Annotated in this window: 20 protein-coding genes; 14 read left to right on the top strand and 6 right to left on the bottom strand. The window is 35.8% G+C overall.

The features are described from left to right. Positions 1-30: 30 nt before the first annotated feature. Positions 31-2,328, top strand: coding sequence for a GH92 family glycosyl hydrolase (locus tag BW946_RS14745; protein ID WP_076596903.1), 2,298 nt, complete (start codon positions 31-33; stop codon positions 2,326-2,328). A gap of 85 nt (positions 2,329-2,413) precedes the next feature. On the opposite strand, the gene BW946_RS14750 is transcribed toward BW946_RS14745, so the two are convergent. The 3 genes from BW946_RS14750 to BW946_RS14760 all read right to left on the bottom strand — a co-directional run bounded on the left by BW946_RS14750 (position 2,414) and on the right by BW946_RS14760 (position 5,056). Next, positions 2,414-2,875 carry a tetratricopeptide repeat protein gene (locus BW946_RS14750; protein WP_139326014.1) on the bottom strand — a complete coding sequence of 154 codons (462 nt, stop codon included), beginning with the start codon at positions 2,873-2,875 and terminating at the stop codon, positions 2,414-2,416. Between the two features lie 153 nt (positions 2,876-3,028). Beyond that, entirely contained in the window at positions 3,029-3,376 is a 348-nt protein-coding gene (locus tag BW946_RS14755) for a hypothetical protein (RefSeq protein ID WP_076596905.1), read from the bottom strand. A 342-nt stretch (positions 3,377-3,718) separates the two neighbouring features. Then, the gene (locus tag BW946_RS14760) at positions 3,719-5,056 is read right to left on the bottom strand and encodes a dihydroorotase (RefSeq protein WP_076596906.1); all 1,338 of its coding nucleotides are present in this window, start codon (positions 5,054-5,056) and stop codon (positions 3,719-3,721) included. A gap of 101 nt (positions 5,057-5,157) precedes the next feature. Here BW946_RS14760 and BW946_RS14765 point away from each other — a divergent pair, with 101 nt between their 5' ends. The 8 genes from BW946_RS14765 (at position 5,158) to ribA (ending at position 12,235) form a co-directional block, all read left to right on the top strand. Continuing rightward, on the top strand, positions 5,158-6,612 hold the full coding sequence (locus tag BW946_RS14765) for a lipopolysaccharide biosynthesis protein (protein WP_076596907.1): 1,455 nt from the start codon (positions 5,158-5,160) through the stop codon (positions 6,610-6,612). Between the two features lie 153 nt (positions 6,613-6,765). Beyond that, positions 6,766-7,782, top strand: coding sequence for a sugar phosphate nucleotidyltransferase (locus BW946_RS14770; RefSeq protein ID WP_076596908.1), 1,017 nt, complete (start codon positions 6,766-6,768; stop codon positions 7,780-7,782). A 105-nt stretch (positions 7,783-7,887) separates the two neighbouring features. Further along, a complete protein-coding gene (locus tag BW946_RS14775; protein WP_083688892.1) occupies positions 7,888-8,733 on the top strand; it encodes a lipoprotein insertase outer membrane protein LolB1 in 846 nt (281 codons plus the stop codon). After that, on the top strand, positions 8,730-10,292 hold the full coding sequence (locus BW946_RS14780; RefSeq protein WP_076596909.1) for a murein hydrolase activator EnvC family protein: 1,563 nt from the start codon (positions 8,730-8,732) through the stop codon (positions 10,290-10,292). The genes BW946_RS14775 and BW946_RS14780 overlap by 4 nt, the downstream gene beginning before the upstream one ends. Before the next feature lie 31 nt (positions 10,293-10,323). Next, a complete protein-coding gene (locus BW946_RS14785; protein ID WP_076596910.1) occupies positions 10,324-10,536 on the top strand; it encodes a twin-arginine translocase TatA/TatE family subunit in 213 nt (70 codons plus the stop codon). Between the two features lie 15 nt (positions 10,537-10,551). Further along, entirely contained in the window at positions 10,552-11,166 is a 615-nt protein-coding gene (locus BW946_RS14790) for a DUF4254 domain-containing protein (protein ID WP_076596911.1), read from the top strand. Continuing rightward, positions 11,163-11,621 carry a hypothetical protein gene (locus tag BW946_RS14795; protein ID WP_076596912.1) on the top strand — a complete coding sequence of 153 codons (459 nt, stop codon included), beginning with the start codon at positions 11,163-11,165 and terminating at the stop codon, positions 11,619-11,621. Before BW946_RS14790 ends, BW946_RS14795 begins: the two co-directional genes overlap by 4 nt. Positions 11,622-11,638: 17 nt before the next feature. After that, on the top strand, positions 11,639-12,235 hold the full coding sequence (gene ribA / locus BW946_RS14800; RefSeq protein ID WP_076596913.1) for a GTP cyclohydrolase II: 597 nt from the start codon (positions 11,639-11,641) through the stop codon (positions 12,233-12,235). A 237-nt stretch (positions 12,236-12,472) separates the two neighbouring features. Here the strand turns inward: ribA and BW946_RS14805 are convergent, their stop codons facing one another. Then, positions 12,473-13,030 carry a hypothetical protein gene (locus BW946_RS14805; RefSeq protein WP_076596914.1) on the bottom strand — a complete coding sequence of 186 codons (558 nt, stop codon included), beginning with the start codon at positions 13,028-13,030 and terminating at the stop codon, positions 12,473-12,475. Positions 13,031-13,146: 116 nt separating this feature from the next. On the opposite strand from BW946_RS14805, the gene BW946_RS14810 reads away from it, so the two are divergent. From BW946_RS14810 to BW946_RS14830, 5 genes are all read left to right on the top strand, one after another. Continuing rightward, positions 13,147-14,850: a glycoside hydrolase family 3 protein gene (locus BW946_RS14810; RefSeq protein ID WP_076596915.1), complete on the top strand. Its 1,704-nt coding sequence runs from the start codon at positions 13,147-13,149 to the stop codon at positions 14,848-14,850. 26 nt (positions 14,851-14,876) lie between these two features. After that, positions 14,877-16,025: an N-acetyl-alpha-D-glucosaminyl L-malate synthase BshA gene (bshA, locus tag BW946_RS14815; RefSeq protein WP_076596916.1), complete on the top strand. Its 1,149-nt coding sequence runs from the start codon at positions 14,877-14,879 to the stop codon at positions 16,023-16,025. Positions 16,026-16,052: 27 nt separating this feature from the next. Then, positions 16,053-17,309, top strand: coding sequence for a DUF2851 family protein (locus BW946_RS14820; RefSeq protein WP_076596917.1), 1,257 nt, complete (start codon positions 16,053-16,055; stop codon positions 17,307-17,309). 340 nt (positions 17,310-17,649) lie between these two features. Continuing rightward, positions 17,650-17,871, top strand: coding sequence for a PspC family transcriptional regulator (locus BW946_RS14825; protein ID WP_027373948.1), 222 nt, complete (start codon positions 17,650-17,652; stop codon positions 17,869-17,871). A gap of 4 nt (positions 17,872-17,875) precedes the next feature. Then, a complete protein-coding gene (locus tag BW946_RS14830; RefSeq protein ID WP_083688893.1) occupies positions 17,876-18,388 on the top strand; it encodes a GNAT family N-acetyltransferase in 513 nt (170 codons plus the stop codon). Positions 18,389-18,441: 53 nt separating this feature from the next. On the opposite strand, the gene BW946_RS14835 is transcribed toward BW946_RS14830, so the two are convergent. Together BW946_RS14835 and BW946_RS14840 are read right to left on the bottom strand one after the other, a co-directional pair. Beyond that, positions 18,442-19,176 carry an SIMPL domain-containing protein gene (locus BW946_RS14835; RefSeq protein WP_076596918.1) on the bottom strand — a complete coding sequence of 245 codons (735 nt, stop codon included), beginning with the start codon at positions 19,174-19,176 and terminating at the stop codon, positions 18,442-18,444. An 80-nt stretch (positions 19,177-19,256) separates the two neighbouring features. Continuing rightward, entirely contained in the window at positions 19,257-20,069 is an 813-nt protein-coding gene (locus tag BW946_RS14840) for a carboxypeptidase-like regulatory domain-containing protein (protein WP_228402598.1), read from the bottom strand. Between the last annotated feature and the right edge of the window lie 8 nt (positions 20,070-20,077).

Raw genomic sequence — 20,077 nt, forward strand, 5'->3', positions numbered from 1 at the left:
TTTAATTTAAACTTTGAAAAATTGTCATTAATGAAAAATCACAAGTCTATTGTTTTTCTTTCTCTGGTACTTTTAAGTGCAAACTTTCATGCTCAAAAATTTGAAAAATTAGTACAATATGTCAACCCTCTGATCGGAACCGAAAAAATGGGACATACTTATCCCGGAGCTACCGTTCCTTTTGGTGCGGTACAGCTAAGTCCTGAAACAGATACTATTTCTTATGCGCTTAACGGAAAATATAATGGTGAGGTTTATAAATACTGCGCCGGCTACCGTTATGAAGATAAAACCATTGTGGGATTCAGTTCTACACATTTCAGCGGAACAGGACATTCTGATCTCGGAGATTTTCTGGTGATGCCTACCGTAGGAAAACTTCAGCTGAATCCAGGAACAGCTTCCAATCCGGAAAATGGTTACAGGAGCAGATTTTCGCATCAAAACGAAACAGCAGAAGCCGGATATTATAAAGTAAAACTGGATGATCACAATATCCTTGCAGAGCTGACCGCAACACCAAGAGTGGGAATTCACCGCTATACTTTCCCGAAATCTGATCAGGCTCATATTATTCTGGATCTGATGGCAGGCATTTACAATTATGACGGGAAAAATGTATGGACATACGTTCGGGTAGAAAACGGAAATATGATCACTGGCTACCGTCAGACCAACGGCTGGGCAAGAACCCGAACAGTTTATTTTGCGATGAAATTTTCCAAACCTTTTACATCTTACGGTCAGAAAAACTATGATCAAAAGCAGGTTTATAAAGGTTTTTGGAGAAAATTCGACCAAAATCAGAATTTCCCGGAAATCGCAGGCAAGAACCTGAAAATGTATTTTGATTTTAATACCAATGAAAATGAAGTAATTGAAATAAAACTTGCGATTTCTCCGGTAAGCCAGACCAATGCTTTGGAAAACCTGGAAAAAGAAGCCGGAAATATTACCTTCGATGAGGCGAAAGCCCAGGCCCAGGACAACTGGAACAAAGAATTAAATAAAATTGTCATCAAAGGTTCTGATACGGAAAAAACGAATTTTTATACCGCCATGTACCATACCTTCATCAACCCCACCACTTATATGGACGTTAATGGAGAATATAAAGGACTGGATCAGAATGTTCATAAAGCAGATGGCTTTACCAATTATACCACCTTCTCTCTGTGGGATACTTACCGTACGCTTCATCCTTTCTTTAATATCATCCAGCCTCAACGAAATGGTGACATGGTAAAATCCATGATGGCACATTATAATCAATTCTCAATGAAAATGCTGCCTGTCTGGTCACATTATGCCAATGACAACTGGTGTATGAGCGGCTATCACAGTGTAAGCGTTGTGGCTGACGCTATTATCAAGGGAAATTATGAAGGTGATCCTGAAGAAGCATTGAAAGCCTGTATAGAAACAGCTAATAAAAGGAATTACGAGGGCATCGGACAATACATTGACCTTGGATATATTCCGGCTGAAAAAAACGGAACATCAGTTTCCAATACATTAGAATATGCCTATGATGACTGGGCGATTGCTCAACTGGCAAAACATTTAAACAAAACAGATATTTACAATCAGTTTATGAAACGGTCTGAAAACTGGAAAAATAATTTTGACAAAACCATCGGATTTATGCGTCCACGTCTGGCAGATGGAAGCTTTAAAAAAGATTTTGATGTGCTAAGTACCCACGGACAAGGCTTTATTGAAGGAAACTCATGGAACTACAGTTTCTTTGTTCCACAAAATCCGGATGAGCTGATCACCATGATGGGTGGAAAGAAAAAATTTGCTTCAAAACTGGACGAACTGTTCACCATGCATTTACCTGATGAATTCTTTGCAGACACTGAAGATATTACACGGGAAGGAATTATTGGTGGATATGTTCACGGGAACGAACCTGCTCACCATGTTGCTTATTTCTATAACTGGGCAGGGCAGCCTTGGAAAGCACAGGCACAGATCCGCCGTATTCTGGAAATGCAATATAAAGCTACACCTGATGGGCTGGGCGGAAATGATGATGCCGGACAAATGAGTGCATGGTATATTTTAAGTTCATTAGGATTTTATCCTGTAGCTCCGGGATCAGAGAACTATTCTATCGGAAGCCCGGCGATTGATCACGCTATATTGAATCTGGAAAACGGAAAAACTTTTGAAATTGAAGCCATCAACCAAAGTCCGGAAAATGTATATGTTCAGAAAGTTCTTCTGAATGGAAAAGAGATTAAGAATTTCACGTTGAAGCATTCTGAGATTATGAACGGAGGGAAACTTACTTTCTATATGGGAAATAAAGCGAAGAAATAAATAATGAATAAATATATTCTCGCAGATTGTGCGGATTTGGAAAATTCTTAAAACAAGAGAGCGGACTAAAGCCCGCTCTTATTGATTATTTCCCTGAACATTTCTCGTTATATAATTTGGTTCCTTCTGTTTGCTCCAGATCTTTCAATCTTTTTAATGCCGTGCAGGCAACATCTGTTTTGTTTTGTGCCATTGCAATTGAAGCAACGTTGTACAATGCATCTGTATTGGTGTTATCATATTCATGAGTTTCGTTAAAAAACTCAATTGCCTTATCCAATTTGTTAGCATTCATAGCCTGTACTGCTTTACTGAAATTTTGCAAAGATTTTTTTTTATCTTTTACATATACTATAAACTCTGGAAGAAAATCAATATAATTACGATTAAAAAAAGTAATCCCCATTCTACTAATTTCACCTCTGCCATTTGTTACTTTACTAGAATATTTATAAGGAATAATGACTTTTTCAAAATTTTCAAATCCTGAAATATCCCATAAATAAAAATTCTTTTCAAATGTTCCTTTAAAAAGGTTGACACTCACCTGATTCATTTTTACTCCTTCTTCTTTATCAATTTCTACTGTAATAATTTTCTTTTTTGGAAAAATTAGAATATTTCCATTTAAACTAAAATCATGAGAATACTCTTTTTTCGCATAAATATCAGCAATTTCTGAAACTAGATTTCTTTTTAATTACGGAGTAAATTCTCTGGTTGCAGTTATAACTGTATCATTTTTATATTGTTTTAAAAAATTATTTATTCTTAAAGAATTATTTACAAACCATATTTTTCTTATCTTATCTGGAGCTTCTTCTCCATCTACTCTTTGTGTTATAACTAAAGAATCGGCCGTTAATTTTTCAATATGATAACCTGCTTCTTTTGATGTTTTCATTATTCTTTTCTCTAAGTTAAAATCAACACAACTTTTCATTTCCATGAAAATGGGATCACTATATACACAAAGAGTATTACCAGTAATTTTCCATAATGAAACTCCCAATTCCCTTTGGCTTAAATCTCTGCTGCCATCCAGCATACTAAATTTCACTCTTGTCCATGATGAATTTGAAAGCAATTGTGTATTGATTTGTGAACTAAGGTTTAATGAGATTGATAGAAATAGCAATAAAAAGAGCTTGTACATAGGTATTAATTATTTTTTGCGCGAAGCTACATAAATTTAAAGTATCTTGAAACTTAAAAGAGTATCTAACTTAATCATTCGTCAATCTTAATAATCTTACAGCTTAGTTTTGGCTGAAGCCAGTGGCAGATTTTAAAATAAGAAAGCGGGCTAAAGCCCGCTCTTATTGATTATTATAGTTTCTAAGAGAGTTTTTGCAATTTTATGATTTCGCTTTTTTACCTTTTTGCGCTATTAATCCCTCGCTTCAAAAAGTAATCTCTCCCCAAATTTTCCCTCAGCAATTGTACCATTATCATACACCAGATGTCCGTTGACAAATGTATGGGTAACTTTAGAATGGAAATTCATTCCTTCCAGTGGACTCCAGCCACATTTGTACAGTAAATTGTCTTTGGAAACCGTCCAGTTTTCATTCAAATCTACTAAAACTAAATCTGCTTTGTAGCCTTCTCTTATAAAACCTCTTTTTTCCACTTTAAAAAGAATAGCAGGATTATGAGCCATCTTTTCAACGATTTTCTCAAGGGAGATTTTACCATTTTTATAGTTTTCAAGCATTACCACCAGTGAATGCTGTACCAAAGGTGCCCCTGAAGGACATTTTGTATATACATTGTTCTTCTCTTCTGCGGTATGTGGAGCGTGATCTGTAGCAATCACATCTATTCTGTCATCCAGCAAAGCTTCCCAAAGGGCATCTTTATCTTTTTGAGTTTTTACAGCAGGGTTCCATTTGATAAGACCACCTCTTGTTTCGTAATCATCGTTGGTAAATGTAAGATGATGAACACATACCTCAGCGGTGATCTTTTTATCTTGTAAAGGAATATCATTTCGGAAAAGCTCCATTTCCTTTGCTGTTGAAAGGTGGAAAACGTGAAGTCTCGCTCCTGTTTTTTTCGCAAGTTCAATCGCTTTGGATGAAGATTTATAGCAAGCTTCTTCACTTCTGATCAGATGGTGGAATTTTACAGGAATATCATCCCCATATTCATCCATATATTTCTGTGTATTGGCTCTGATGGTAGCTTCATCTTCACAGTGCACAGCAATCAGCATTTTGGTATTGCTGAAAATGTTTTCCAGAGTTTCAGGATTATCAACCAGCATATTTCCTGTAGATGATCCTAAGAATAATTTAATCCCCGGAACATTTCTGGGATTTGTTTTTAAAACTTCTTCCAGATTATCATTAGTTCCCCCCATCATAAAACCGTAATTGGCATATGCTTTTTGGGAAGCAATTTCATATTTATCTGCTAATAACTCCTGGGTAACAGCGTTTGGAACAGTATTCGGCTGATCTATAAAACTGGTGATCCCTCCGGCAATGGCCGCTCTTGATTCGCTTTCAATATCGCCTTTATGAGTAAGTCCCGGCTCACGGAAATGCACCTGATCATCTATTACTCCGGGAAGAAGATATTTACCTGAACCATCAATGATCTGATCTGCATCTTCAGAAATGCCGGCAGTTATTTTAGAGATTAAATCATTTTCTATCATTATATCGCTTTCAAAGACTTTTCCTTCGTTGACGATATTTACATTTTTTATAAGAACTTTCATTTCAATTTATTTCGCTGTAAAATTAAGATTTTAAGTTTTAATTCACCCCAAAATCGCAAAACGAATGCTTAAAGTTTTACATTTGCAAAAAAAAATCGACTTTGTATAAGAAACTATTAGGACAGACAGCAGTATATGGGCTTAGCTCCGTATTGGTCCGTATTTTTCCATTTATCATTGCACCCATCGTTACAAAGGCTTTCGGACCAGCTGCTTCGTCACCGTTTGTAGACTGGTATTCCATTGCAGGTGTAATTACGGTATTGCTTACACATGGCATGGAAACTTCTTTTTTCCGATTTGCACAAGAGGATAACATTGACAAAAAAACATTGATTTCAACCTGCTCAATGAGTATCATCAGCATGGGATTAATTTATCTTATTCTAGGCTATGTCTTCAGATTTCAGCTTGCTGAAGCTTTTGAAACTCCGGATCAGGTTAACTTTCTGGTCATTTTTCTGTTTATCCTTTCATTAGACGCTTTTGCCACTATTCCATCTGCTATATTGAGATTACAAGGCAAGCCATTCAAATACATGCTTTCAAAAGTAGCAGGATCCCTGGTTTACTTTTTACTGGTTTTGTTTTTCATCAGATGGCTTCCTAAGCATCCTGAGGGAGTACTTGGGTTAAAATATAATCCTGACTTCGGGGTTGGATATGTCTTCATTGCCAATCTCATCCAAAGTATAATTACCCTTTTGATTGTAGGAAAGGAATTCTTCAGCTTCAGTATTTCCAAATTCGATTTCGGACTTTGGAAAAGAATCATGAACTATTCCTGGCCGGTAATGATTGCGGGATTAGCCGGTATAGTGAATCAGACATTGGACAGGCAGTTCTTGAAATACCTTCTTCCCGGAGAAGAAGCACGTCACCAGATTGGGGTATATGGAGCGGTCTACAAGATTGCCACCTTCATTACTGTTTTCAGACAAGCCTATCAACTGGGGATTGAACCTTATTTTTTTTCAAGTTTCAAGAACAAAGACTCTCACAAGACCTACGCTGTATTGATGGATGTTTTTGTCATCTGTAGCTGTATCATTTATATGGCACTCATGGTAAATCTTCAATGGATTTCAGAAAAATACCTGAGAAACCCTCTCTACTATGAAGGGATTGAAATCATTCCTTTTATAATGCTAGGAGCTTTATTCCTGGGAATCTACCTTAACCTTTCCATATGGTATAAGTTATCAGACCAGACAAGAGTTGGCTTATATATTTCTGTTATTGGAGCATGTATCACCATTCTTATCAACTTCTTATTCATTCCTCAATATGGATATTGGGCAAGTGCCATGGCAGCGCTGATTACCTTTCTGTCTATGATGATCATTTCCTATATTTGGGGACAAAAGCAATATCCTATTCATTATAATACAGGAAAAATACTGATGTATCTGAGCTTCACCATTATCGGCTCATTGATTTCATTCTATTATTTCAGAACCAATTATTTGATAGGCAACCTATTTCTCATATTATTCTTAGCTTTGGTACTTTTTAAGGAAAAGACGATAGTATCCAAAATCATCAAAAGACCTTAAACTTTGGTCTTTATTTTGCTTGTAAACAGTCCTATTGTTAATCTAAACAATTATTTAAAAAGATATAAATCATACTTCATCAAAGGTTTTAATTATTATCTTTAACCTAAATATTCAGAACAACTAACAAAACATCTTTTATACATATAATTTATGAAAATTATTGTCCCTATGGCTGGACGTGGTTCCAGATTACGTCCACATACACTGACAGTTCCAAAACCTCTTATTCCTATTGCAGGAAAACCTATCGTACAGAGATTGGTGGAAGACATTGCTAAAGTTGCAGGAGAAAACATTGAAGAGGTAGCTTTTATCATCGGAGATTTTGGACCTGAGATCGAAAGATCCCTTATTCAGATTGCTGAAAAGCTGGGAGCAAAAGGAAGTATTTATTATCAGAACGATCCTCTTGGGACCGCTCACGCTATCAAATGTGCAGAACAATCTATGCAGGGAGATATCGTTATTGCTTTTGCAGATACTCTTTTCCGCGCAGACTTCCAGTTGGACAAAAATTCTGACGGTGTAATCTGGGTGAAAAGTGTTGAAGATCCATCCGCTTTCGGAGTAGTAAAATTAGATAATTATGGTTTCATTACCGACTTTGTTGAAAAGCCAACTACTTACGTTTCAGATCTTGCCATTATCGGTATTTATTATTTCAACAGCGCTGAAAAGCTAATGGAAGAAATTAATTATATCATGGATAATGATATTAAAAACGGGGGCGAATACCAGTTAACAACAGCTCTTGAAAACCTCAGAGCTAAAGGCGCTAAGTTTACCCTTGGAAAAGTAAATGACTGGATGGATTGCGGTAATAAAAATGCTACCGTAGAAACCAACAGCAAAATTCTTGAATATGAAAGAGAGGAAATGACTCATTTTCCTGCTTCTGCTGTGATTGAAAACTCGCTGATCATTCAGCCTTGCTTTATTGGAGAAAATGTAAAAATATCCAATTCAAAAGTAGGACCTGGTGTTTCATTAGGAAACAATACCATCATTGTCAATTCAAACATTGAAAATTCCCTGATCCAGGAAAATACAAGAATCAATCATGGAAATCTATCCAATTCTATGATCGGTAATTCTGCACAATATTTCGGAGTTTCCAGAGAAATTTCTTTAGGTGACTATTCTGTTTTAGATTTCCTTTCTAAATAAGGATATAAAATATTTAACTTAAACAACACATCATCAAACCACACAAAACATTTTGTGTGGTTTGGCGTTAATATTGCAACGTATTTTTTAATTAAAGATAAATACATGAAAAACTGGCTCCCATTTCTTTTATTGCTTCTTGCCTTATCATCCTGTAAGACCCGTAATGCTGCCCAAAACAATACTGATCATACACAGGACAGCATTAATACCGCAAAAGACAATGGAAATCCAAAAGATGTAAATGAACCGGTAAGTGATAAACTTACTTTCTATGAACATGTATTAATCCCGCCAAAATTTGAACAAATCAAAATAGACAGCAAAGTAAGAGTAGAAACAGGAAATTATGTTCCTACACTGGACGCAACCATCTATATTGAAAATGATAAAAAGGTGTGGATGAATCTTAGAGCATTATTCATCAATGCTGCCAGAGGTATTGCCACTCCGGAAGGTATAAAAGGACAGGATAAAATTAATAAAACCTATATAGATTCCGATTTTGACTATCTTAATAATCTGCTGAATGTTAATTTCATTGATTATAAATCATTGGAAAAAATCTTACTGGGAAGAACTTTTGTAAAAATCAACGACAGACAGTTTGATCTCACTCAAAATGCACAGGGTTTTAAAATGGTTTCCAATAAAAATCAGAAAATCGTAACGGATGAAAAAAACAGAGAATACAAAGTGGCACTCCAATACGACACCAATTACGATTTGTTAGCCGTCAATTTAAAAGATATTCTGTCATCAGATGAACTGGAAGTTTCTTACAGTGACTGGAATGAATACGAAGGAATACGCCTTCCGAAAAATGTTAAAATAATTATAAAAGGCTCAAAATCTAGTCAGATTTTACTGGAAAACACGAAATTTGACTTTTCGAGGATGGAAACACCTTATTCTGTACCATCCAGTTATAAGAAAATTGAGATTAAATGATTAGAAAATTTAGCTTTTTAATAGGTGTTTTGATGTTCGGACTGCACCAGGGACAGCAGACCAAAGAACAGCTGCAGAAGCAGAATGCCGAACTTAAAAAACAAATTGCACAAATAAATACCGATTTAGCTAAAACCAGAAGTGAATCAAAACTTTCCGTAGCCTATCTTTCTAATGTCAACCAAAAATTGGTTTTAAGAGAAAAGGTTTATAATAATACGCAGAAAGAAAAAAGATTCATTGAGGATGATATCTACTTACGTCAGCTGGAAATCAACCGTCAGAATAAAGAACTTGCCGTTTTGAGGAAAAACTATGCTGAAGTTTTGGTGAATGCTTATAAAAACAAAGGAGTACAGAACAAAGTAACTTTTATACTTTCTGCTAAAAATTTAGGAGAAGCTATACGAAGAGTTCAGTATCTGAAACAATACTCAGACTATCAGGATAAAAAAGCAGCTGAAATCACAGATGCTGCCAATCTTATCAAAAAGACCATCGCACAAAAACAAAATTCTGTAAAAGCGAAGGAATCTCTGTTGGTTAACCAACAGAAAGATCTGGCAACCATCAATGCCGAAAGAGCTCAAAAAGAACAATTAGTAGCCGAATTCAAGAAAAATGAATCCAAATTAACAGCCGAACTTAAGCAAAAACAAGTTCAGTCTAAAGCATTGGAAGGACAGATCAGAGCTATTATTGCAGAAGAGATCAGAATTGCCAAAGCAGAAGAAGAAGCCAGAAAAAAGGCGGAAGCAGAAAAAATACGTTTAGCAAAACTGGCTGCTGAAAGAGAAAAAGCAAGAATCGAGGCGGAAGCTAAAGCAAGAGCTGAAGCCCTTGAAAGAGAAAGAAGAATTGCAGAAGCTGAAGCTAAGAAAGCCGCAGACCTTGCAGCAAAAAGAGCGGAAGAAGAAAGAAAACGTAATGAAGAAGCAGCAAAGGCAGAAGCTAACGCAAGAGATGAAGCCAGAAGAGTAGCCGCTAAAAAAGCTTCTGATGAGGCGAATGCAAGAGCTAAAGAAGCTGCCGATAAACTCGTGGCCGCGAGAGCAGCAGAAGCAGCCCTTACAAAAAGAAAAGAAGAAGATAAAAAAGCAGCAGAGACCAAAGCCATGACAAGCTACGGAGTTTCCACCGCTACAGGAAACAGCTTTGCAGACAACAGAGGACGACTCAGTTATCCTGCAGACAGAGCCGGACAAATCACTCACCGTTTCGGAAGACAGCCACACCCGGTTTTCAAAAATATTACAGAAGAAAATAACGGGATCAAAATTTCCGTTCCTTCGGGTACACGCGCAAAATCAGTGTTCCCGGGATCAGTATCTTCAGTTCTCGCCAACAATGACGGAACTAAGACTGTAATCATTAAACACGGAAGTTATTTTACCATTTATTCCAACTTAGGAAACGTAAGTGTTTCCAAAGGACAGCAGGTTTCATCAGGAACTCCGGTAGGTACAATTGCTCAGGATTTTGATGGTGCTTATACACTTGATTTCCAAGTATGGAACGGAAGTACACCAGTTGATCCATTAGGTTGGATTTCATATTAAAAAAAGTGTAACTTTACAAAAATTTTAAGAGATGAATACACTAACAATACTTGCCTTATCTTGGCAGCACATCCTTATCGTAGCAATACTTTTGGTATTACTTTTTGGAGGAAAGAAAATTCCGGAATTAATGAGAGGAGTCGGTTCTGGAATCAAAGAATTTAAAGATGCAGTAAAAGAAGAAGATAAACCAGGTTCTGAAAACAAATCGGCTTCCAACAATAACAATTCTTCCAGCAACTAAAATTCCGTAGAATTAATGAAATTTACTGAGACTGCATGGAAAGTCTTCAATCAAGCTATTGAAGACTATCACGTGTCTGATGACGTTAACACTCTAATTAATAACCCATTCGAAAAAGATAGTTTGGAACGGATTTTGTATGCAAAGAACTGGATTGATACCGTTCAATGGCATTTGGAAGATATAATTAGAGATGAAAATATTGATCCGGCTGAAGCTCTTCAACTGAAGAGAACGATAGATGCTTCCAATCAGAAAAGAACTGATCTGGTAGAATATATTGACAGCTGGTTTCTTAATAGGTTTGAAAATATAACTCCTAAACCTGAAGCAAAAATAAATACAGAAACTCCCGCTTGGGCAGTAGACAGGCTATCAATTCTTGCATTAAAGGTTTATCATATGTCGTTAGAAGCCAATAGAGAATCCGCTTCTGAAGAACACAGAAACAACTGCCAGGCCAAACTGGATGTTCTGCTTACTCAGAAAGAAGACCTATCAACTTCTATAGATCAGTTGCTTACTGATATTGAAAACGGTAATGTTAAGATGAAAGTGTACAAACAAATGAAAATGTACAATGATGAAAGTCTTAACCCAATCCTTTATCAAAAAGGGCAACAAAAATGAAACGACTATTTTTCTTTGGAGTACTTATCATATTAACATCTTCCTGCGCAACGGAAAAGCTTAATCTTTCTCCGTTGTCAAATAATTTTTATAGTGATGCTAAAGGTTCTGATTCAGACAGAAGCTCAAAGAAGAATTTTAATATCAATATCAAACAGAATGTCAATGCCTCTGAAATTTCAAACATGATCTCTACTTTTCCCAAGTTTAGAAACAACGGATTAAATGATGAGATTACCAGCTTGAAATACAGCCTTCAGAATTATTTATATGCTATTGATGCCAGCAATTCTGCAGGAAAAAGCAGAGCCCTTAAAAGCTTTGAAAAATCATATAAAAAAATTCAAAAGCTAAGGCAAAATCTTGACAGAGACGACGATGAAGTTCTTAACAGATATCTGGTTCGTTTAAAAACCAATATTTCTGTTATTGAAGACACTTTGCCAGGAAGTTAAAACTAATTGAACTATCAATGATTAAAATTCAGGCGGAAGCCAATGTTCCCACAGAGCACGGCACTTTCCGAATGATTGCTTTCTCCGAAAACGAAAACGACTGGATGCCCCACATGGCCATTGTTGCTGAAAATACAGATTTTTCAAAACCGGTCAATGTTCGTTTCCATTCAGAATGTATTACCGGAGAAGTTTTTCATTCAAAAAAATGTGAATGCGGCCAACAATTGGATGCTGCAATGAAATATATCCATGAAAACGGCGGAATTATCATCTACCTTCGCCAGGAAGGAAGAAACATCGGGATCATCAACAAACTGAAGGCATACTCACTACAGGAAAAAGGTCTGGACACTGTACAGGCTAATCTTGAACTGGGACTTCCTGCAGATGACAGAAACTTTGGTATAGCCATTGAAATCCTTAATCTACTGGAGGTAAAAGATATTAACCTTCTCACCAATAATCCTGAAAAGGTAAAGTATGTGGTAGACAGCAATATTCACCTTAATTCAAGAGTCCCGTTACAGATTCCTGCCAATGAAATAAGCAAGGGATACCTGCAAACAAAAAAAGACTTCTTTGGACATCTTCTTGATGACAATGATAACTAAATAAAAGAAAGCCTCAGAGTTACTCTGAGGTTTTTTTATTGATCCTTTTTCCGGCTCATACAGACTCAAAATTACCCTCTGAACATTTTGATACAGATAAGAAAATATACTTACATTAAAAGTTTTCTATTTATATGTGATAAATATCTTCCCTATTTTTAGCAATAAATCAAAAGCCCCGGAAGATATTCTCCCGGGACTTTTTTAATTATAAAAAACTGAAAAGATATTTCTTACTTAATTTGCCTTTAGTACTTGTACTTTAGATTCATCAAGGTTGTAATATTTAACTACTGCATTGTAATCACTATAATCTACAGAAGCTTGTTTATTTTTTGCACCGCCAACACCTGTTGCATTAGCAGGAACAAGTACAATTCTAAAAGTCTGATTATTTAAATATGTCGCAATCTCACCAGATGTAAGATCTGTTGGCAGATTGAAGTTCTCGTCATCAATTCTGATTTCTATATTTTGAGTATTAAAAACAAAATTATAATCAAATACTCTATTTGTGGGTTTATTATTTACATCTGGTATGTAAACAGATTTTGGAATTTGCTGCCAAACATTCCCAGCAACCAATCTATACACTAAAACAACATCTGTAGTTGGAATATTAAGCCCCTGAGAAATAGTATAGTTACCACTATTTGAAAAAGTGCCTGTAATATCTTTCATTTGAGAGATTGTATCATAATCTGTTCCTTGTACCACAACATCATCATTGTTATCACAGCTGTATGCAGTAAAACCTACAGCACCAAGGAATAAGAAGAGAAGTATTTTTTTCATTTCTATTAAAGTTTAGTTATTATACATATTGCGTATTCAAATCATATACCAAAAAACTCAAAAACTTTGTTTTCCTCACTTTTTTAATTGTATTTTTGTTCTTATTCAAAAAAGTCATGAAGAAATTATTATATACTTCACTCTTTATTGTCGCATTGATAAACCCTAATGTGAAGGCACAATATCAGCCAAAAAATGTTTCCAAGGAAGATGTAAAAAAAGCTCAGCAATGGGTTGATACTACATATAAAAATCTTTCTCAGGATGAAAAACTAGGACAGCTTTTTATTGTGGCATTATATACCAACAGAGGAGAAGACTATATCAGCCAGGTAAGGAACATTGTTACGAATGATAAAATAGGCGGTCTGATTTTAATGCAGGATGATGCAGCAAGGGAAATTAATCTGGTGAATGAATTTCAACGAACCTCTAAAGTTCCTTTAATGATCGGAATGGATGCAGAATGGGGACTCTATCAGAGAATTGCCACGGCTCACAAATTTCCATGGGCAATGACATTAGGTGCTATTCAGGATAAAAAACTGGTGTATCAGATGGCTGCAAAAATTGCACAAGATTGTCACAGAATGGGTATCAACTGGGATTTTGCCCCTGTAGTAGATGTAAATACCAATCCTAATAATCCGATTATAGGGAACAGAAGTTTTGGCTCTGAAGTGAATAATGTAATCAGCTCTGCCCTATCCTATTCTAACGGTCTTCAGGATAACAATATCTTAGCTGCTATCAAACACTTCCCGGGACATGGAGATACCAGCACAGATTCTCACCTTGATCTTCCTGTAGTTTCTCACAATATTAAAAGACTTAACACCGTGGAACTGGCTCCATTCAAGGCATTAATGAATAAAGGAATTGGCGGGGTAATGGTTGCTCACTTATATGTTCCAGGCTTAGAATCTGGAAAGGGAATCCCAGCTTCAGTTTCTAAAAATATTATTACAGGATTACTGAAAAATAAATTAGGATATAAAGGTTTAATCATTACAGATGCTCTGAACATGGGCGCTGTAGCGAATAAATACCAACCGGGCGAACTGGATGCTATGGCCTTTAAAGCAGGAAATGATATTATGCTTTTCTCTCAGGGTGTTTCTGAAGGTAAAAAACTGATCCAAAAAGCTATTGATAAAGGAGAAATTCCCCAATCCAGAGTGGAAGAAAGTGTGAAAAAGATCTTACTAACAAAATATTTTCTTGGCCTTACCCAATACACTCCTAAGAACCCTGAAAATATCAATAAAGATTTAAATAACGATTCTCACACCCAATTGGTACAGAATCTTTATTCCAATGCCCTGACTTTATTAAAGGATGAAAAGAAATTACTTCCTCTTACAGGAAAACAGATTTATTATGTTCCTCTGGAAGAAGCGCCTTATCAAACTTTTGCCAACCGATTAGGAAACAATGCCATCATTAAAAAAGCTGGCGAAATTAATACGATTCCAGCGGGATCTACAGTTATTGTAGGTTTCCACAAAGACAATTCTACGGCTTATAAACCCTATAAAATATCCGCAGAATCTAAAAAAGTACTTTCCGATCTTACCAAAAATCAAAATGTTATTTTGAATGTATTCGGAAGTGCTTATGCATTAAAGGATATTGATATTTCAAAAGTTTCAACAGTTCTTGTTTCTTATGAAAACAATGACGATTCTATGAATGCAACTGCAGATGCTTTAAACGGAAAAACAAAAATATGGGGAAGACTTCCTGTATTGGTTAATGATCAGCTGAAGCCTGGAATGGGTCTAGATCTAAATGTGACAACCTCAACAAACACCAAATAATACAAAATTAAAACAATAATAATCTAATGAAAATAGGCATACTTTGCTATCCCACCTATGGAGGAAGCGGAATTGTAGCAACAGAATTAGGAATGTCCCTTGCCAATAAAGGGTATGAGGTACATTTCATCAGTTCTGCACTTCCTGCAAGATTAGACATTACCAACCCGAATATTTTCTTTCACAGGGTCAATGTTCAGACCTATCCTCTTTTTCAGTATCAGCCTTATGATATTGCATTAAGTTCGATGATCTACAGGGTTGTCAATCTTTACAAGCTGGATCTTCTACACGCACATTATGCCATTCCGTATGCATATGCCGCTTTTACGGCAAAACAAATGCTTAAGGAGGACAATAATGATATTCCGTTGGTGACTACTTTGCATGGTACAGATATTACCCTTGTAGGTCAGCACCCCAGTTATAAACACGCAGTAGAATTTTCGATCAATCAGTCTGATGCTATTACTTCAGTTTCTGAAAGTCTGAAAAAAGATACCCTTCAGTTTTTCAACATCAAAAAAGAGATTCAGGTGATTACCAACTTTATTGATAATTCTGAATTTGATGACTGTTCTGAGTGCCAGAGAACACAGTTTGCCAATCCTGATGAAAAGATTCTGATCCACGTATCCAACCTTCGCCCTGTAAAACGTGTAGACGAAGTGCTGCAGATCTTTAAAAATGTGGAAAAAAAGGTAAAATCCAAACTGATTATCATTGGTGAAGGCCCTGACATGGAAAAAGTAAATCAGTTTCTGGAGGAAAACCCTGAGCTTATTTCCAAAATACGTCTCTTAGGAAAGGTGAATGATCTTTATAAAATCTTACAGCTTTCGGATGTATTTCTTCTGCCTTCTGAACAGGAAAGTTTTGGTCTTGCGGCTTTGGAAGCCATGGCAGCTTATACGCCGGTCATCAGTTCCAATGCGGGAGGAATTCCTGAGGTAAATATTCAGGGAGAAACCGGATTTCTTGCTGAAATCGGAAATGTGGAAGCCATGAGCAACTACACCATCAAATTGTTAAGTAATGATGAACTTTTAGCCAAAATGAAGCAAAATGCGAAAGATCAGGCGATAAAATTCGATTTGAAAAACATTCTTCCTATCTATGAGAAAATGTATAGAACAACCATAGAAAATTTTAATAAGGAGCTGACGAAAGTATAATATTTCTATTATATTTACGTCATACTTATGACGGAAAAATTACTTCAATATCTTTGGAACTATAAGATTTTCAAATATTTTGACTTCAAGGATATTGAAGGAAATTCCGTTGAGATTATCCATTTCGGAAAATGGAACAAAAATGCAGGCCCTGATTTTCTTGATGCTAAAATCAAAATCAATGGCTTACTTCTCGCAGGAAATATAGAACTGCATGTACGCTCTTCAGACTGGATTTTCCACAATCATTCCCAGGATCCCAATTATCAGAATATCATTCTCCATGTTGTATTCCAGCATGACACAGACATTAATGAACTTAACGGAAAGCAGGTTTCAACGTTAGAGTTGCAAAATTATATCGATAAAAATATTCTTTGGAAATATGAAAAGCTTATAAATGGTGATGAATTTATTGCCTGTGAAAAAATTTTTGATCCGAAAAAAATCCCGTTGAATTTTTATGAAGAAAGTATCCTGAAAAAGCTGGATGAGAAATCTTCAGAACTTGAACAGAGTTTACATCTATATAAAAATAATTTTGAGGCTGTTTTATTTCACAGTTTTGCGTACTCATTTGGTTTAAAAGTAAATGCTTCTATTTTCAGGCAGATTGCAGAAAGTGTAGATTACAGTATTATCAATAAAATCCGTCAGAATCCTCTTCAGCTTGAAGCCCTGCTATTCGGAATTTCAGGATGGCTGGACGCTCCTAAAGACGGTCAGATGAAAATATGGAAAAGAGAATTCGATTTCGTTAAAGCCAAATTTTCCATTTCTGATGTAAAAATTCATCCTAAATTTTTAAGATTAAGACCTCCCAATTTCCCAACCATCCGATTGTCTCAATTAGCAGATCTTTACCAACATCAGAATTTGTTTTCAAAAATTATGGAAGCGAGAAGTGCAGAACAGCTGTACACAATTTTCAAATCTATAAAAGCCTCTGAATATTGGGATTTTCATTTTAATTTCGGAAGTATTTCCAAAGTACAGCCCAAAACATTGAGTAAAGATTTTGCAGATCTTCTCATTTTAAACACGGTAATCCCTTTACAATATGCTTATTACAGATATCATCAGGAAGAAATTGCAGACGACATTATTGAGCTTTACAAAACTGTTGCCGGAGAGAAAAACACCATTATTACAAGCTGGAAAAAACTTGGATTAAAGGTCAGCAATGCAATGGAAAGTCAAAGTCTAATTTATCATTATAAAACCTATTGCGAGCCGAAAAATTGTTTAGCCTGTACTATCGGATTCAAACTTTTAAAAGAATAGTTATATTTTACAGCATTACTGTCCGATAAAGTAAATACATTGAAAATATCAATATTTACAGCATGAATTAACAGATCGCTCCTCTGGAGCTTTATTTTTTACGGAAACTTCATTTTTTCTACTAACAGCAGATCCCGATGGGATCAAATCCAGCTCCAGCGGGAGCTGACTGTTAATAGGACGTATTTGTTTCAAAATTATAGCTCCGGAGGAGCGACCTGTTAATTATTCTTTAATTTAACCGGACAAAAATGATTTTACAGATAAAATCAGGCAAAAAATGTATCAAAAATCCTTAACTTTGAGTAATAAATTCAAACTTTTAAATAACAATCTGAAAATGCTGAGTAATATCCGTCATAAAATGGAAAGAGAATGGTTTGGTGTTCTGACCAGAATGGGGGCTAAGCTGGGAATTCCTGTTTCTAAATTGAGAATTTTCTTCATCTATTCCACTTTTGCAACAGCTGGTTTTTTCTTTCTGATCTACCTGGGATTGGCATTCACCCTTTGGATTAAAGATATTTTCATCACCAGAAGACCTAGCGTCTTTGATTTATAAAATTATGGAATTTTTACCGATTATTTCCGCGGAAGATCCTGGAGTTCAGGAAATCTATAGTTCTTATAGTTCTACTTTTCCTGTAGACGAACAAAGAGATAAAGATCAGTTTGAAAGCTTATTTTCAAATCCTTATGTGGAATTCATGTCTGTTATCCATGAGTCGGAAGCTATCGGCTACCTCATCCTATGGAAGCTGAGTTCCTTTGTTTTTGTAGAACATTTTGAAGTGTTTGAAGCATTCAGAAGTAAAAAGCTGGGTTCTCATATTATGAATCATTTATCTGAAAGTTATCCAAGTATTATCCTGGAAATTGAACCTGCAGAATTGAGCGAAGATGCATCAAGACGGTATTCCTTTTATCAGAGAAATAATTTTAGCCTGATTGACACCACCCATGTACAACCTAGTTATGGTGAGGGAAAAAAACCTTTAAACTTATGGCTGCTTGCCAACTATACTCCTGAAAATATAGAGGAAGCTAAAAAAGAAATTCATGAAATTATTTATGCTTAAAATATAAAACGCCGGAAAGCTATTCCGGCGTTTTTCTTTTACTGATATTTATATTAATTTACTTCATACTCCAGTTTGATGGTAATACTGGCTTCTTTTTCTTTGGATGAAGTATTAAAAGTTCCGCCATAGGAATAATCTTCATTGGAGTTGGGTGCTGTAATCTGAATCACACCCATGGTTGCCTTTTTCAGATTTCCCAGACTGCTTCCTGAGTTTTCCGCAATTTTCTCAGCACGTTCCTTTGCATCCTTCGTGGCACTGGCGATCATTTCCTGTTTCACTGTAGCCAGTTTGGTGTAGAAATAGGCTGGTGAAGAAGAAGTGAATTCAATTCCGCGGTTGATAATTTCGGTAATATTTCTGGATAAGTTTTCAATTTTCCCTACCTCTTTACTTTCAATAGAAACTTTTTGGGTAAGATTGTAACCGGAAAATTCTCCCTGAACATAGTTTCCGTTTGAATCATTATAGCTTCTGAACTGTTTCTGAATATCTACCGAAGAAAACACGATCTCCTTCTGTTGTATTCCTTTTGAAAGCAGATAGTCATTGATTACTTTTCTATCCATTGCCAGTTCATCATAGGCCGATTTCAGGTCTACATTATTTTTGGAAAAACTTCCGGACCAGGTGATCAGATCGGATGTAAACTGTTTGGTTCCTAACCCTGTTACAGAAATGGTATTTTCGGATTTATTCCTGTTTTTAATAGCATTTCCTAAAAACCCGAGCCCAATGACAAAACCTAGTGCCGCAATCGCTACTGCAAAAATGTTTTTATTCATAAAATTTGTGAATTTGGATTGTTACCATAAGAGTGTATCAATTTTTATTCCAATATTTTAAGAATTTATTAACATTTAAATTACTTTTGATTTTGTTGTAATCGCTCTATAAAAAGAGGTGCTGTTTCTTCCAGCCTCAGCATAACTCCGGAAAGATTTCTTGCTTTTACGTAGGTTCTTACCTGAGGTTTTGCAAGAAATGAAAACTGAATAAATTCTGAAATTCTGTCACCAGGAATTCCGGCTTTGATAAAATATTCATCATCTATTCTGTCCCGAACCCAAGCGATATGTTCCTGAAGATCATCATATCTGTATTGTCTTTTCTGCCGTCTGGCTTTCCCGCTAATCAGATCATATACGCCCTGAACATTGAGGTTTCCTAAAAGTATGGGTAATAGAACACTTTTCACTTCTGCCGGCTTTTCCCTCATTTTTCCTACGGGCTGCGGAAGACCAACAGCATCTCTTACCTGCTCTCCTTTATCTACTTTGGCCACTATCCGGGAATCTGTTTCCAGATCTCCGGTGAGTTTTTTTACAATTTTTACTTCACCCACATCTCTGGGAATCTGGCGAAGTGTAATAAACAGAGGTAAATTATTGCCATTGGTAAGAACTCTTCTGGAGACTCTGTTGAAATCTTCTTTTACAAATCTTAATTCATCGTTAGGATTGGCATCAATAGAAAATATACCGTCAGAATCAGAATATACTTTCTTATCAGTAGACATGTTAATCACGATCACTTTACTTAAATTTTCGCCATTGTCATCCACTATTCGCCCCGTTACTTTCTGTTGGGACAAAACAAAAGTACTGCAGAGAAGCAGCAGGAAAAGAAAGATTTTTCTTTGCTTTAATGTTTCAATATTTTCAGTGATATAAGCCAACTTTTAAG

This window comes from Chryseobacterium sp. RU33C (assembly GCF_900156015.1).
GTDB classification, from domain to species: Bacteria; Bacteroidota; Bacteroidia; order Flavobacteriales; family Weeksellaceae; genus Chryseobacterium; species Chryseobacterium candidae.